The sequence below is a fragment of the Nesterenkonia sandarakina genome, assembly GCF_013410215.1.
GTDB lineage: Bacteria > Actinomycetota > Actinomycetes > Actinomycetales > Micrococcaceae > Nesterenkonia > Nesterenkonia sandarakina.
Window position 1 is genome coordinate 1,718,818 of sequence record NZ_JACCFQ010000001.1, and the last position, 13,999, is coordinate 1,732,816.

The following is a 13,999-nucleotide window of genomic DNA, read 5'->3' on the forward strand; positions in this document are numbered from 1 at the left end:
GACCCTCTCCCTCACCTCTAGTTCCGAGGAGCCCTGATATGGCCGTCTTCCAGGATCCGCTGGTCGGACACCGTCACCTCTCCCAGGACGACGTGGAGTGGCTCCACGCCCTGGTGGGGGACTGGCAGCTGCTATCGGACCTGGCGTTCTCGGATGTGGTGCTGTGGTTCCCGCACACCGAGGAGGGGTTCCTCTCCGCCGCCGAGCGCTCCTTCATCGCGCTGGCCCAGGCTCGGCCATCGACCACGCAGACCCTGATCCACCGGGATGTGGTCGGGGATCGGATCCGCGCGGATCTGAAACCGATGGTGGAGCGCGCCTGGACCTCCCAGGTGGAGACGAACTCCTCGGATCAGGGGCAGCCCTCGCCGGGGCGGATGCGGGTGCAGGCGATCCCGCTGCTGCACCGGGGGCGCACGGTCGGGGTGATCACGCTGCACTTCGCGGTGGCCGCGATGCGCAGCCCCTCCCGGCTGGAGCTGACCTACCGGCGCTGCGCCGAGGACCTGCTGGTGATGGTGGCGGAGGGTCGCTGGCCCGATGTCAGCCAGGAGTTCACCGGCTACGGGGGCGCCCCGCGGGTGGGGGACGGGCTGCTGCGCCTGGACGCCGAGGGCCGGATCACCTTCGCCTCGCCCAATGCGGTCTCGGCGCTGCTGCGACTGGGCGTCTCGGACACCCTGGAAGGACGTTCTCTGGCCGGCATCGGGTCCGAGCTGCAGCGCGCCACCGGGGTGGCGGTGGATGAGTCGCAGCCGATGATGCTCACCGGACGCCGTGCCATGCGCGCCGAGCTGGAGGCCCACGGCGCGGCTGTGACGCTGCGCTCGATCCCGCTCTACCGGGCCTCCCGCCAGGGCTTTAGATCGCTGGCCGGTGCCGGACCGGTCGCTGGCGGCGCTGAACGTCGGGGCTCCCGGTCCGAGAAGGGCGGCGAACGTTTCGCCGCGCTGGTGCTCTGCCGTGATGTCACTGAGCTGCGCCGCCGGGACAAGCAGCTGATGAGCAAGGACGCCACGATCAAGGAGATCCATCATCGGGTGAAGAACAATCTGCAGACCGTCTCGGCGCTGCTGCGGATGCAGTCGCGCCGGATGGACTCCCAGGAGGGTCGGGAGGGGCTGCGCCGGGCGATGCGCCGGGTGGAGACCATCGCGATGGTCCACGATTCGCTCTCCAAGGGTCTGGAGGAGACGGTCGACGTCGATGAGCTGATGCGCCGTCAGCTGCACCTGGCTGCGGAGATGGCCCAGTCGGATCGGCAGGTGATCACGGCGCTGCACGGCAGCTTCGGGCAGCTGCCGCCGGACATGGTCACCCCGCTGGCGCTGGTGATCACCGAGATCGTCGCCAACGCGGTGGAGCACGGCTTCGGCCCGGATCCGGCGCATCGCGAGCTGCATGTCAGCATGAGCGTGCAGCGGCACGCCGACGCGGCGGGGCGTCAGCGCCTGGAGCTGGAGCTCACCGACGACGGCGTGGGGCTGCCCGAGCAGGAGTGGGAGCCCGGTCTCGGGCTGCAGATCGTGCGCACCCTGGTCCGAGGAGAGCTCTCGGGCTCCATCGAGTGGGAGAGCGCCGGCGGCCCCTCGGGCGAGGCGGCGGGCACAGAAACTACTGCCGGCACAGAAAAGTCTGCCGGCACAGAAAAGTCTGCCGGCACAGAAAAGTCTGCCGGCACAGAAACGGCGAGGAGCGGGACACGGGTGAAGCTGCGTGCACCGATCCTCGCCGCGACGATCAACAGCGGAGGGTGAACCTCAGGAGGCGCGGCGGGCGCGTGCGGCCCGGCGCTTGAGCGCCCGGCGCTCGTCCTCGCTCATCCCGCCCCAGACTCCCGAGTCCTGACCGGTCTCCAGGGCCCACTGCAGGCAGGTGTCCATCACGGGGCACCGCCGACAGACGCTCTTGGCCTCTTCGATCTGCAGCAGCGCCGGTCCGGTGTTGCCGACGGGGAAGAAAAGCTCGGGGTCCTTGTCCAGGCAGGCTGCTCGGCTGCGCCAATCCATGGGATCACTACTCCTAGGGCGCCTCGCGGGCGCCGATGTTCGGGTCGTTGGGCATTCAGCGGGGAATCCTTGACCGAGTCGCAATGTGAGCGGCCCGGGCAGGTGTCTCCAGGGTGGAATCCGAGGAGCCATATCGCGTCCAGTCGGCAGAATGTTCCACAGTGGGGGTGTTCCGCAGCGCCTGGATGACTCTAGGACTCCAGACCTCGGGTGAGGTGTTCTGCCATCCCGGTTAAGTACGCAATCAAGGCTGGCATGTTAACGGCCGGCAAACAAGACTTCGCACCGCTGAAATGGGCCCGAAACAGTGTGTACTTTGTCACAGCTTTCTCAGGTCTCAGAGAAGCCCCAGGTCAGGGCAATGCTGCTGTGGCGTCGGTGGGGACGGGGCTTCCGGTCGCGCCGGGTGCAGCAGTGGTTCAATGGTGAGATGGCCTCAGATGACTCCGTCCAGCCGGACTTCAACGCCCCGCGTCCGCCGCGGCGCTTCGTCCAGGCCCGGCCCCGCCCGCTCACCGTGTGGGTGCTGTTCCTGATCCTCTTCGTCCAGGGACTCGCCGTGGCCTTCAGCACTGTCGCCGGGGCGGTGGCCTCACCGCCTGAGGTCCTCGACACCGCCGGTCAGATCGCTCTGGTGGTGCTCTATGTGCTCTTCGGCCTGATCCTGGTGCTGCTCGGGTTCCGGATCTTCCTCGGCGCCCAGGGAGCACGCACCCCCGCGATGGTGCTTCAGCTGCTGATCGTGGTGCTCTCCTTCAGCTTCTTCTCCTCGGGTGCGGGTCCGATCGGGCTGGCCTTCCTGGTGCCCGCCGCGGTGGCGCTGGTGCTGCTGTTCATCCGGCCCACTCAGGTCTGGCTCAGCGAAGCAGATCCCCAGGAGTGAGCCCGCGCAGCAGCCCCTCAGCACAGCGCAGGTAGTGCCCCTGCTGTGCGGGGCTGCGCGAGCCCGGCAGCAGCGAGAGCAGCACCGCGGCGGTGCGCGCATGGAGATCGTCTGGATCCGTGTCCGGAAGGCAGGCGGCGTGGAAGCGCCCGGCGAAATCCGGGACCCCGGCGTATCCCTCGGCGTCGAAGCTGGGCAACGCGAAGAGGTGCCCCAGCATGGTGGCGAGATCGTCCACGCGATGCCCCGGCCCCACCGTGTCGGCGTCGATGAGCGCGCTGGGATGCTCTGCCGCCGCGTCCAGGAACAGGTTCGCCGGGTGAAAGTCCCCGTGCGTGGGCACGAGCGGTCCGGGGGGCTGATGCAGCGCTGCCTCAATGCCGGCACGCAGCTGCTGGACGCGTCGCCGATCGGCCCCCACCGCGATCGCAGACTCGCCGAGGCCCGCGAGTCGGTGCGCCGGCGGCACCCGGGCCGGGAGGTCCAGTGCCTCCGGCCGCAGGGTCTCCAGCGCCGAGATCGCCACGCGTGGATTCAGCGGGTGCACGTGGGCGGGTGGGCAGGCCCGGTGCAGATGCTCGGTCAGGGGGAGCCCAGGCGCCTGGTCCAGGATCAGGATGCCGTCCCCGGCATCGGCGATGGCCGGAATCAGCCCCGAGCAGCGGTGGCGCTGCAGCAGCTGCGCCGCTCGGGAGGGTCGGACCACCTTGAGGTAGACCACCCGCTGGCCCCGCCGGGAGGAGACCACGGCCCGGTAGACGGCACGGCGCAGCGGGCGCAGCACCAGCATCTGCAGCTCCTGCACGGTGGACTGCTCGCCCAGGGCCCGGCTGAGCCGGACCTGAAGTTCGGTGGGCGCTGAGCGCTCGGCAGGTTTCTCGCCGTCTGGCTCAACGAGCAGCAGGCCGGGCAGCTCGGGATCCACCGGATGCACCCAGAGGTGCAGCGTGCCCTGCGGTGACTCTGCCCGCACCGCGCCCATGCCCGCGCGCTGCTCAGCGCTCAGCTCCACGGTGCTGGCGATCATGGTCAGCTCCGTCAGCCCCGGCAGTCCTCCCGGGGCGCTGCCCCGCTCTGCCGGGGCGCACTGCACACGGTAACGGGCGGAGACCTCTGCTCCGGGCCGCGCGTAGACCTGTTCCAATTCCCAGGTGCGCAGCAGCATCCCGGAGGCGCGGAGAGACTGCCGCAGCAGGGTCTCGGTCTGGGGTCCGCGCAGCACGGTGAGCAGCTCGTTGCGCGTGTCCATCCCGTCATCCTCCCGCATCCAGATGAAAGAACTCTCATGGCCGGTGTGCCCGAACCCGGCGGCTTCAGTGAGAAACTGGCGACTATGAACGAGCAGAGCCGTCCCGAGCACGCCGGGACGCGAAGCCCCGACGGGGCTCCCGGAGCGCGGCGCTCCTGGGCCCGCAGACCGGGTCCGCTCAACGTGCGCGCACGGATCCTCGCAGCCGTCGTCGGACTCGCCGCCCTCGCCTTGGCGGCGGCCGGGTACACCGCGTTCGCGATCCAGCAGGCACAGGTCGAGGGTCGGATCGACGCCGAGCTGGCCGCCGACGCGGAGCAGTTCCGGGTCCTGCACGAGGTCGGTGTGGACCCCGGGACCGGTGAGCCGTTCAGCTCGCCGGCGGAACTGGTGCGCACCGCGATGGAGCGGATCATCCCGACGCGCAATGAGGGGATCCTCGGCCTGGTCGATGCTGAGGTCGCGTACACATCCCCGGTGACCCCGGTGCGGCTCGAGGAGGATCAGCAGCTGCTTCGTGCACTGGCTCCGCACGCGGTGGCTCAGCGTGCCAGCGTGGTCACGATCGACACGGAGCTCACCAGCTACCGCGCGGCCATCGTTCCGGTCCACGGCAGCGTCTCGGAGCCGCCGGGGGAGTCGACGTCGACCGATCCCGCAGCCGAGGCAGAGCAGGTCGGGGCACTGGTGATGGCTTATGACATCACGGCGGAGAAGCGCGTGTTCTCCGAGGGGTTTGTGATCTATGCCGCCGTGGCGCTGCTCTCGCTCGGGGTGGTGGCCATCGTCGGGGGTGTGATCGCGGGTCGGCTGCTGCATCCGGTGGGCGTGCTCGCGTCTTCGGCGCGGCAGATCGGGCGCGAGGACCTCTCCGAGCGGATCCCGGTCACCGGTAACGATGATCTCTCCGAGATGACCAAATCTGTCAACCAGATGCTGGATCGGCTGGAGGATTCGTTCACTGCGCAGGAGAGGCTGATCCACGACGTCAGCCATGAGCTGCGCACCCCGCTGACCATCATCCGGGGCCACCTCGAGGTCCTCGACGTTGGAGACCGCGTCGACGTGACTGCCACCCGAGAGCTGACCCTTGATGAGCTGACGCGGATGAACCGCGTGATCGACGATCTCACCACACTGGCTCAGGCCGGCCAGCCAGGCTTCGTGCAGCGCGCCGAGACCGATATAGGCACCCTGACCGATGAGGTCTACGACAAGGCGCTGGCGCTCGGCGACCGGCGGTGGATCGTGGAGAGCCGCGCCGAGGGAACCGCCTGGGTGGACCGGGAGCGGATCACCCAGGCGTGGCTGCAGCTCGCGGCGAACGCGGTCAAGTTCTCACCGCCCGGCTCGGTGATCGCCCTGGGCACTGAACTGGCTGCGCACCAGCTGCGCCTCTTCGTGCGCGATCAGGGAGAGGGGATCGACCCCGCGGACCAGGAACGCATCTTCCAACGTTTCGGGCGCACCGACCCGTCCAAACCAGGATCAGGGCTGGGGCTTCCGATCGTCGAGGCGATCGCCCGGGCGCATGGCGGAGTCATCGAGCTGGAGTCCTCGCCGGGGGCGGGTTCCCGCTTCACGCTGGTGCTTCCCCGGATGGACGCGGCCGGGGCAGATCTGGGCACCGATGGCACGGACGTTCTCGGGACCGATCAGGACCCCGGCGCCGATCCGAGAGACGCCGACCCGAAAGATGCCGACCCGAGAGACGCTCACCCGAAAGAGGAAGATCGCCGCACATGACCCAGATCCTGTTGATCGAAGACGAAGCCCGCATTGCGTCCTTCGTGGAGAAGGGACTCCGCGCGGCGGGGTACGCGGTCCTGCACGGAGCGACGGCGGCCGAGGGATTCGAGCTCGCACTGCATCATTCCGTGGACCTCACCGTGCTGGACCTGGGGCTGCCCGATGAGGACGGGCTCCGGCTGCTCGGCAGGCTGCGCGGCCAGGGCTTCCGAGCCCCGGTGATCATTCTCACCGCGCGCAGCACCTCGGCCGATACCGTCGCCGGACTCGAGTCCGGGGCCGATGACTACATGGCCAAGCCGTTCAGCATCGATGAGCTGCTGGCCAGGATCAGACTGCGGCTGCGCGGCGGGTCGGCCGAGGAGCCGACGACGTTGAGCGCGGGCCGTCTCATCCTGGACCTGCATGCCCGTCAGGTGACCGTGGGAGAGAAGCAGCACGACCTGTCCTCACGGGAGTTCGCGCTGATCGAGACCTTCATGCGGCATCCCGGACAGGTGCTCTCCAGGGAGCAGCTGCTGGAGCGGGTCTGGGGCTACAGCTTTGACCCGGGCTCAAACCTGGTGGATGTCTATGTCCGCTATCTGCGCGCCAAGATCGGCGCCGAGGCGATCCGCACGGTCCGTGGCGTCGGGTATCGTCTCGAGATCTGAATCCTAAGGGGCCCGTGGGGCGGGGTCGAGCGTATGGCAGGTGCGGGGACGGCCGCCGCGGCCTCAGCTCTCCGCTGAGGGGGCCGACCAGCTCTGGGCAGAGGCCGGGCTGGACCAGGACTGTGCAGACTCCAAGGGGGCCTGGTACTGCGAGGGTGGTGCCGGGGCGACCGTGGTGGGCCCAGAGGTGGGCGCAGGCTCGGGCTGCTCGGGAGATGCGGGGCTCGGTGCCGTGGCCGCGGTGACCGGGCTCGGCCACGCGGTGGCACTGGCGCTGCTGCTCGGGCTGGCGGTGCCGCCGGTCTCGGCCTGCTCGCTCTCGGAGTCGCTGGGACTGGCGTAGATGGTCGGGGTGGCGCTGGGGGCGCCGCTGGGCGAGGACACCTCCATGGCGGGGCCCAGGTCTTGACCCTGGGCCGGTCCACTCAGCCCTGCCACCGCTGCCGTGCCACCGAGGGCAACGATGCTCAGCGCTCCGGTGATGATCCATCCGCTCTGCCTGGGCATGGTCCCGCATCCTCTCGCATCCGCGTCGTGCTCTCTGATTCTAGATCCTGCTTCCATGGTGGACCGTCCAAGTGAGGTCACCGTGAGACCTGGATGAGAAGATTCTCATCTGAATCCGGGCTGGGCGGCGACCTCGCGCAGCTGGGCCGCCACCTTGCCGGAACCGGGACGCACCGCATAGACGCAGCCCAGCCGCAGGATCGCACCGCGTTCGTAGACCGCCAGTCGCCGGGCCGGAACCTCGAGCCGGCTCGCGGCGGCGTCCACCGCGGTGATCACGGTCTGTGCTTCCTGGGGTCCCCACCCTCCCTGCAGCGCTCGCAGGCGTGCGTGGGCGCGCAGGTTCCCCAGATCCAGGGCAGCATCGGCACGGCAGGCGGTGTCCACATCGAGCAGGCCTGGTCCCGCCTGCGGGCTCCAGAGCAGCTGCTTGTCGTGGAGGTCCCGGTGGGCCGGTCGCACCGGCGCCTCCGGCAGCTGCTGCAGCTGGGCTGTCACCTCCTGGACCAGGCGTTCCAGTGGTTCCGAGCGATCAAGGTAGGGGGTCACCAGGTGTGCCCACCGGTGCAGCACCTTGGCCTCATCCTGTGCCGTGTGCTGTGGAATCACCGCTTCCGCGGCGAGACCGCGATCTCCACCCGGGGGTGTGGTCAGCGCGGGCTGCTCGGGGAGCACTGCATGGACCCAGGCGTCGAGCACCTCGGTCCAGGCCCGTCTCCAGTGCGCTGCGGTGAACTGCGAGGGGTCGTGCAGGCTTCTTCCCTGCAATGCTGCGAAGGTCACGGTGGAGTCGTCCTGGGCGAGCACCTCGGGGGTGCGGAAGGACGCGGTGAACGCGCCGGCTCGGCGGATGCCCTCCAGGATCGCCGCAGCCCGCCCGGGGCGCACCACCTTGATGTAGCTCGTACCATCTCGGACGACCGCGCGCTTCCCGGGCCGGTGAGAGACCACGGTGCCGGAGGAGGCGACAGGTTCAAGCCCGGGAAGCCGACGGTCGGTTCCGACAGGCTGCAGCTGGGCTCCGGTGTGGTCATAGAACCCCGCCCGACGCTGACCGTCCTGTTCACATTCGATCCCGAGCCGATCTTTATCGGGCACCGGCCAGGCTCGGGTCACCCGGATCCGGGATCCCGGGACGGGGAGGAACTCGGGGGGAAGGGGCATGGGGGTCATCTCTGAAGCGCCTCCTCACCAAGTGCCAGCGTCCGCTCCATCGCGGCAGGCCAGTGCGCCTCCCGGAGCCGAAACGCTTCCGGTGCGGCGTGCAGCTGCGCGAAAGCCTCCCAGGCCGCCGCTCGGCGCAGGTCAGCGTTGGTCTGAGTGAGATAGCCGGTCAGGAACTCCTCGACGAGCTCCGGGTGTCCCAGCCGTCGGCAGGCGGCGGCCCAGCTGCCCAGGTCCCGCATCGGGTCTCCGATGGTGGACCGGTCCAGATCGATGAGCCGGATCTTGTGACTTCCTGGAGTCGCGAGGACCACCTGGTCGGGTGAGAGATCGCCGTGGAGCTCGCTGCTCGTGCCCGGCCCGAGCCGATCGAATCGCTGCTGGATCGTCTGTGCGAGTCGGTCAGCGCGAGGTCCCAGCCACGGCGCCACCAGAGCGACGGCGCTTGTCCCCGTGCCTGACCGACTCGGCACAGGAGAGCTGTGCGGAGCGGAGGTGAGCCGGTGCAGCTCGCCCACGGCGGCGCCAGCTGTGGCCGCTGCCGGGCCATGCGGGTGGGTGCGCAGATCCGCCCATCCCCACAGCGGGGCGCTGAGCGCGGTGCCTCGTCCTCCCACTGGGGTGCTGCGCACCAGGGGCAGCCCCAGCTCCCGCCACCGCTGCGCGGCAGCCAGGGCGGCGGCGGTGGTCTTCTTTGCGGCGACCCGGATGACCTTCTCTCCGTGTCCGGGCCCTGCCGGTGGCACCACGGCCACCACCCGACGGCGCGGATTCTGGCGCAGGAACGTCCACGGGCGGTTCGCTTCGGACTCCGCGTCGAGCGCTGCCCGCGCCTCGGTGAGGTCCTTGGCCAAGACCGGGTCGGCCCAGACGCTCCCACTGAAGAGGTAGGGCCGCCGCGCTGCGTGGACGAGGAAGGGCACCTGGTTCATCTCCGCTCGAACGCTGTCCTGGGCACGCTGCCTGGCCTTGCTGAGCTTGTCCGCATCCCGGGTCAGCATCGCCCAGCCGGGCTCGGAGTCTGCGCCGGTGAAACCGGCGACCACGGAATGTCCGGGCTTGATGCGGACCCGGGAGATGGTTACCGAGCGGCCGAGTCGGGCGGAGAGCTCGCCGGAGTCCAGCAGTGTGCGCGCCCCGCTGAGCTGGGCGGACCTGGCGGCGGCCGCGTCGGCCTCGGTCCACTCTGGATGTGCGGCGTTCATCGACTCACCCACTCGGTCTGCTCGGATTCCCTCGGTGCCGGTGCCGGTGCGGGTGCCGGTGCCGGTGCCGATGCCGATGCCGGTGTGGCTGCGGGTGCTGCCGAGCCCAGCCGACCTTCTCCGCCGGATTCTGCAGCACCTCGCTGGGTGGCTGCCCACCGGGCCAGCTGCGAATGCGGATCTGCCAGCAGCTCCTCCGGGCTGCCGTCCTCCAGGATGCGCCCCTCCTGCAGCCACAGCACTCGGTCCAATCCCTGGATCATGCTGAGGTCGTGCGTGATGGCCACCGTGGTGCGTCCGCGGGTCAGTTCTCGGATGGAGTTCTCCACGACCCCGCGGGAGGCCGGGTCCAGCCCCGTGGTGGGTTCATCGAGCAGCACGATCGGAGCGTCGCGGACCAGGGCCCGGGCGATCGCCACGCGCTGGCGCTGACCGCCGGAGAGCGTGTCACCGCGGTTGCCCAGCTCGGTCTCATACCCCTCTGGCAGGGCCATGATGAAGTCGTGGGCACCGGCCCGCCGGGCGGCCTGCTCCACCTCGGCGTCGGAGGCGTCCTGCCGTCCGTATCTGATGTTCTCCCGGACCGAGGTGCTGAAGAGCACCGATTCCTGGAGCAGGACCGCGATGTTGCGCCGGAGATCTGCTCGGGTGACGTTGCGTGCGGAGCATCCGTCGACCAGCACCGAGCCGGAGTCCGGATCGGCGAGCCGCAGCAGGTACCCGGCCAGGGTGGACTTCCCTGCGCCGGAGGGCCCCAGCAGACCCACTCGCTGACCCGGTGGGATGGACAGGTTCAGCTTCTCGAACAGCGGTGCTCCACGGTGGTCACAGGAGCTGACGTTCCAGAAGGTGAGCTCTCCGGAGGCGCGAGACAGGGGCAGTGGGCGGTCCGGGTCACGAATCTCGATCTCCTCGTCGAGCAGATCGGCGATGCGTTCCCCGGAGGCGGTGGCGCGAGCGATCCGGCCGGTGTACTTCGCCATATCCCGCAGCGGCTTCATCGCGATCTTCAGGTACATCAGGAACAGCACCATGTCTCCGGGCGTCATGGTCCCCTGCAGGACCTGCCATCCACCGAGCCCCAGGACGACGGCGGTGCTGATCCCGACCAGAAGGTCGGTGGAGCGTTCAAGCCGGGCCGCCAGCTTGCGGGCCTTGATGCCGGCCTTGAGCGCCTTGGCGTTTCCTGCGGCGAAGCCTGAGGCCACGGTCTCCTCCAGGCCGTAGGACTGCACCACCCGGATCGCGCCCAGTGCCTCGGCCGCGTCGCCGACGAGTTGGCCTTCACCCTTGCGGGTCGAGCGCGAGGCGGCGGTGATCTTGGGACTCAACACATGGCTGAAGAGCAGGTATCCGGAGCCGGTGAGCAGCACGATGATCGCCAGAAGCGGGTTGAGGATCAGCACCACGATCAGCAGCGTGAGCAGCGTCAGCAGGTTCCCGACCATCGGCAGCCCGGCGGTGACTGCGACCTCCTGAAGCCGTCCCATGTCCCCGACCAGTCGCTGCGAGGTGTCACCGATGGAGGCCCGGGAGTGATAGCGCAGCGAGAGCGCCTGGATATGGTCGAAGACCCGGGTCCGCAGCCGTGCCGCGACCTTCACGCCGGTCTTCGCGAACGCGATCGTGGAGGCGTAGCTGCAGAAGGCGCGTCCGCCCACGATCAGCGCCAGAGAAAAGGCCCAGAAGGTGAGCATTCCCTCGACGTTGTGGCTGGAGTCGATGGTCTCGTCGATCTGCGCCCCCAGCGCCTCGGTGACGGCGTCCACCGCGAACTTCACCGGCCACGGCTCCAGCACCCGGAAGGCGACGTCGCCGAGCAGGGCCAGCAGCCCGAGGGTGATGAGCATCTTGTGCTCGCCCAGGTGGGGCAGCACCATGCCAAGGGTGCGGCGCAGTCCCTGGCGGTGCAGGGTGCGCGAGGACTTGGCCTCGGAGCGTCGACTCATCGTGAGCTCACCTCCCGGGCTGGAACGGCCGCGAGCACACTCTGTGCACGCTGCACCCAGCTGTGCTCAGCCTCCACGCGTCTGCGACCGGCTGCTCCCAGGTCCGCCCGAAGGGCTGGGTCCTGGATGAGTCGGGTGAGTGCCCGGGCCAGCGCTTCGGAATCCCCAGGGGTCACCGTCACCCCGGCCGCGGGTACTTCCTCCTCGGCCCGGGTGCCACCTGGGATCCCGGTCCGCTCTGCGGTCGACGGGCGGCCGTGCAGCAGCGCTGGAAGCTCACCCAGCGCCGAGGCCACCACGGGGATCCCTGCGGCGAGATACTCGTAGACCTTCAAGGGGGAGAAATAGTGTCCGGCCTGGGCCGCGGGAGCCGGATAGGGCGCCGTCGCGATGTCCAGGTCGGCCAGCAGCTGGGGCACCTGCGCCGGTGAGACCGGCCCGGTGAACTCCACTCGTTCACCGATGCCGAGCTCTGTGGCGAGGGATTCCAGATGCTCCTGCTCGGGGCCGCCGCCGATGATGCGCAGTCCGGGCTGCGGTCCTGAACCGGGCTGCGTCTGAAGGACGCGGGCGAAGGCACGCAGCAGCAGGTCGGTGCCGTGCCAGGGCTTCAGCGTGCCGAGGAAGCCGATGATCACGCGGTTCCGCGAGGCACGAGGTCCTGGGGTGAACCGTGCCGGGTCGACCCCATTGGGGGTGACCCGCACCCGGGGCGACCGGTCACCAGCGGTGGTGTCGGTACCCAGGAGCTCGAGTGCCCATTCGGCCACCGGGGCAGACACGCAGGAGAGCAGGTCGGCTCGGGAGAAGGACTCCCGAGTGGCGCGTGCGGCGGTGGGCTCATCGTGGAGGCTGCGGTGCAGCCTCTGCTCGCTCAGCAGCGGGGAGTTGACCTCGATCACCAGTGGGGCGACGCCGCGCCGTCGGGCTGTGGCACCAGCGGTGGAGAACAGCGAATACCGCTCATAGAGGAGATCGAAGTCTCCCTCGGCGGCCAGCTCGGCCATCCTGGCGCTGGCGCGCGCCACCGCGGCTTCTCGGGCCGCCGCTGTCTTGGCTCCGGAGACCGGCACCACGAAGACCGGCAGGTCGGCGAGGTCTGAAGGAACCGAGGCCGACGTCGGGTCATCGTGCTTGTCCCCACGTTTGGTGCAGAACACGGTGACCTCGTGCCCCAGGGCTCGGAACGCCCGGATCATCTCCTGGGCGTGCACGCTCGCGCCCTTGGAGCCGAAGATGCCGATGCCTGGATCCGCGAGCAGGTAGCCGATCCTCATGCCGAGACCTGCACTTTCGCGAACCGGTCCTGCGACGCCGGGGCGTGCGGATCCTGGATCAGCGCCTGCAGGCGACGAGCCTGAAGAGCTGAGTCGAAGCTGTGCTCGATCATGGCGCGTGCCGCGTCAAGCACGCTGACCCTCGCCGGGTCAGCTGCGACGGCCTCGGCCGCCGCCTCGGCCACCGCCTGCGTGAGCGCGTCGAGGTCACCCGAGGGCACCAGCCATCCGGTCTCACCGCTGCGCACGACCTCGCCCACGGCGGTCACCTCGGCAGCCACGCAGCGGATGCCGCGCGCCATGGCCTCCAGCAGCACAGTGGGCAGCCCGTCGGCGTTGCCGTCGGACCCGATGACGAAGGGAGCCACGAAGACGTCGTGGGAGCCCAGCAGCTCTCTCACCTCCTGCTGGGTGCAGGGCCCCAGCAGCCGCACCCAGCCCTGCAGGCCGGCGTCGTCGATCTGGTGCTGGAGCTCATCCTTCAGGGGGCCGTCCCCGGCGATGTCAGCCTGGACCTCAAGGCCCTGTGCCCGCAGCCGGGAGACCGCGTCGATGAGCAGCCTGAATCCCTTCTTCTCGACCAGCCGACCGATCCCGAGCAGCCGGACCGGACCCTGCGGATCGGCGGAGTCTGCTGCCGGGAGCGTCCCGCGCGTCGGGGCGTACGGGAAGCGGGAGAGTTCCAGCCCATTGCGCACCAGGTGCAGCCGGGTGGTCGCGGCGGGGAAGCGGGAGCGCAGATGATCGAGGTTATAGCCGGAGATCGTGATCGCGTGATGCGCCTGTGCCAGCTTCGACTCCAGCTCCTGCTCATCGACGTCTTCATGGAAGATGTCCTTGGCGTGCGCGGTGAAGGAGTAGGGCAGACCGCCGATCTGCCCGGCCAGCCGCGCCACCGTGGTGGCGATCGAGGCGAAGTGCGCATGCAGGTGGGTCACCCCGGCCTGCTGTGCCGCGTGGGCCAGCGCCACGGCCTGCTGCGCATCGTCGTGACCGGCCGCGAGCAGCTCCGGGAGACTGCGCTGCATGCCCTCCCGCAGTGATGGGGACGCCGCGGCGAGCCCGAGCTGCGCCCAGAGCTTCGCGGAGGTGGAGCCGCGCGGCACGTGGATCACAGGGGCCTTGACCCGCGCCAGCTCCGGGTGGAACCGGGCATCGGTGCTCGGGCGCAGCGAGAAGATCACGATCTCCTCGCCTGCCGCCTCGCGCGCCAGGATCTCCGAGACGATGAAGGTCTCGGAGAATCGGGGATACATCTTCAGCACGTATCCGATGACCTGCCTCGGCGGTGCCGCAGACCCGTCTGGCGTCGGGATCCTCGGCATCCCCGGGTGGATCTCGGGGAGGTGCTCGG

General features: G+C 69.5%; 12 protein-coding genes. 4 read left to right on the forward strand and 8 right to left on the reverse strand.

Annotated features, from left to right (window positions below; translation table 11 throughout):
* The first annotated feature begins 38 nt into the window (after positions 1-38).
* Complete coding sequence (locus tag HNR11_RS07915; RefSeq protein ID WP_218849670.1) at positions 39-1,757, forward strand: sensor histidine kinase; 1,719 nt, start codon at positions 39-41, stop codon at positions 1,755-1,757.
* A gap of 3 nt (positions 1,758-1,760) precedes the next feature.
* On the opposite strand, the gene HNR11_RS07920 is transcribed toward HNR11_RS07915, so the two are convergent.
* On the reverse strand, positions 1,761-2,009 hold the full coding sequence (locus HNR11_RS07920; protein WP_036474112.1) for a WhiB family transcriptional regulator: 249 nt from the start codon (positions 2,007-2,009) through the stop codon (positions 1,761-1,763).
* Positions 2,010-2,439: 430 nt separating this feature from the next.
* Between HNR11_RS07920 and HNR11_RS07925 the strand changes: the two genes are divergently transcribed.
* Positions 2,440-2,892, forward strand: a complete 453-nt coding sequence (locus HNR11_RS07925; RefSeq protein WP_179441849.1) for a hypothetical protein — start codon at positions 2,440-2,442, stop codon at positions 2,890-2,892.
* Here HNR11_RS07925 and HNR11_RS07930 read toward each other — a convergent pair.
* Positions 2,867-4,141: a phosphotransferase gene (locus HNR11_RS07930; RefSeq protein ID WP_179441850.1), complete on the reverse strand. Its 1,275-nt coding sequence runs from the start codon at positions 4,139-4,141 to the stop codon at positions 2,867-2,869. The genes HNR11_RS07925 and HNR11_RS07930 overlap by 26 nt on opposite strands.
* Positions 4,142-4,225: 84 nt before the next feature.
* Between HNR11_RS07930 and HNR11_RS07935 the strand changes: the two genes are divergently transcribed.
* Both HNR11_RS07935 and HNR11_RS07940 read left to right on the forward strand, forming a co-directional pair.
* Positions 4,226-5,887, forward strand: coding sequence for a sensor histidine kinase (locus HNR11_RS07935; protein ID WP_179441851.1), 1,662 nt, complete (start codon positions 4,226-4,228; stop codon positions 5,885-5,887).
* Positions 5,884-6,543 carry a response regulator transcription factor gene (locus tag HNR11_RS07940; protein ID WP_179441852.1) on the forward strand — a complete coding sequence of 220 codons (660 nt, stop codon included), beginning with the start codon at positions 5,884-5,886 and terminating at the stop codon, positions 6,541-6,543. Before HNR11_RS07935 ends, HNR11_RS07940 begins: the two co-directional genes overlap by 4 nt.
* A gap of 63 nt (positions 6,544-6,606) precedes the next feature.
* On the opposite strand, the gene HNR11_RS07945 is transcribed toward HNR11_RS07940, so the two are convergent.
* The 6 genes from HNR11_RS07945 to HNR11_RS07970 all read right to left on the reverse strand — a co-directional run bounded on the left by HNR11_RS07945 (position 6,607) and on the right by HNR11_RS07970 (position 13,970).
* Positions 6,607-7,050: a hypothetical protein gene (locus HNR11_RS07945; protein ID WP_179441853.1), complete on the reverse strand. Its 444-nt coding sequence runs from the start codon at positions 7,048-7,050 to the stop codon at positions 6,607-6,609.
* A gap of 105 nt (positions 7,051-7,155) precedes the next feature.
* Entirely contained in the window at positions 7,156-8,223 is a 1,068-nt protein-coding gene (locus tag HNR11_RS07950; RefSeq protein ID WP_179441854.1) for a hypothetical protein, read from the reverse strand.
* Positions 8,220-9,419, reverse strand: a complete 1,200-nt coding sequence (locus HNR11_RS07955; RefSeq protein ID WP_179441855.1) for a phosphotransferase family protein — start codon at positions 9,417-9,419, stop codon at positions 8,220-8,222. Before HNR11_RS07955 ends, HNR11_RS07950 begins: the two co-directional genes overlap by 4 nt.
* Positions 9,416-11,368 carry an ABC transporter ATP-binding protein gene (locus HNR11_RS07960; RefSeq protein ID WP_179441856.1) on the reverse strand — a complete coding sequence of 651 codons (1,953 nt, stop codon included), beginning with the start codon at positions 11,366-11,368 and terminating at the stop codon, positions 9,416-9,418. The genes HNR11_RS07955 and HNR11_RS07960 overlap by 4 nt, the downstream gene beginning before the upstream one ends.
* On the reverse strand, positions 11,365-12,645 hold the full coding sequence (locus HNR11_RS07965) for a glycosyltransferase family 4 protein (protein WP_179441857.1): 1,281 nt from the start codon (positions 12,643-12,645) through the stop codon (positions 11,365-11,367). The genes HNR11_RS07960 and HNR11_RS07965 overlap by 4 nt, the downstream gene beginning before the upstream one ends.
* Complete coding sequence (locus HNR11_RS07970; protein ID WP_179442923.1) at positions 12,642-13,970, reverse strand: glycosyltransferase; 1,329 nt, start codon at positions 13,968-13,970, stop codon at positions 12,642-12,644. The genes HNR11_RS07965 and HNR11_RS07970 overlap by 4 nt, the downstream gene beginning before the upstream one ends.
* Between the last annotated feature and the right edge of the window lie 29 nt (positions 13,971-13,999).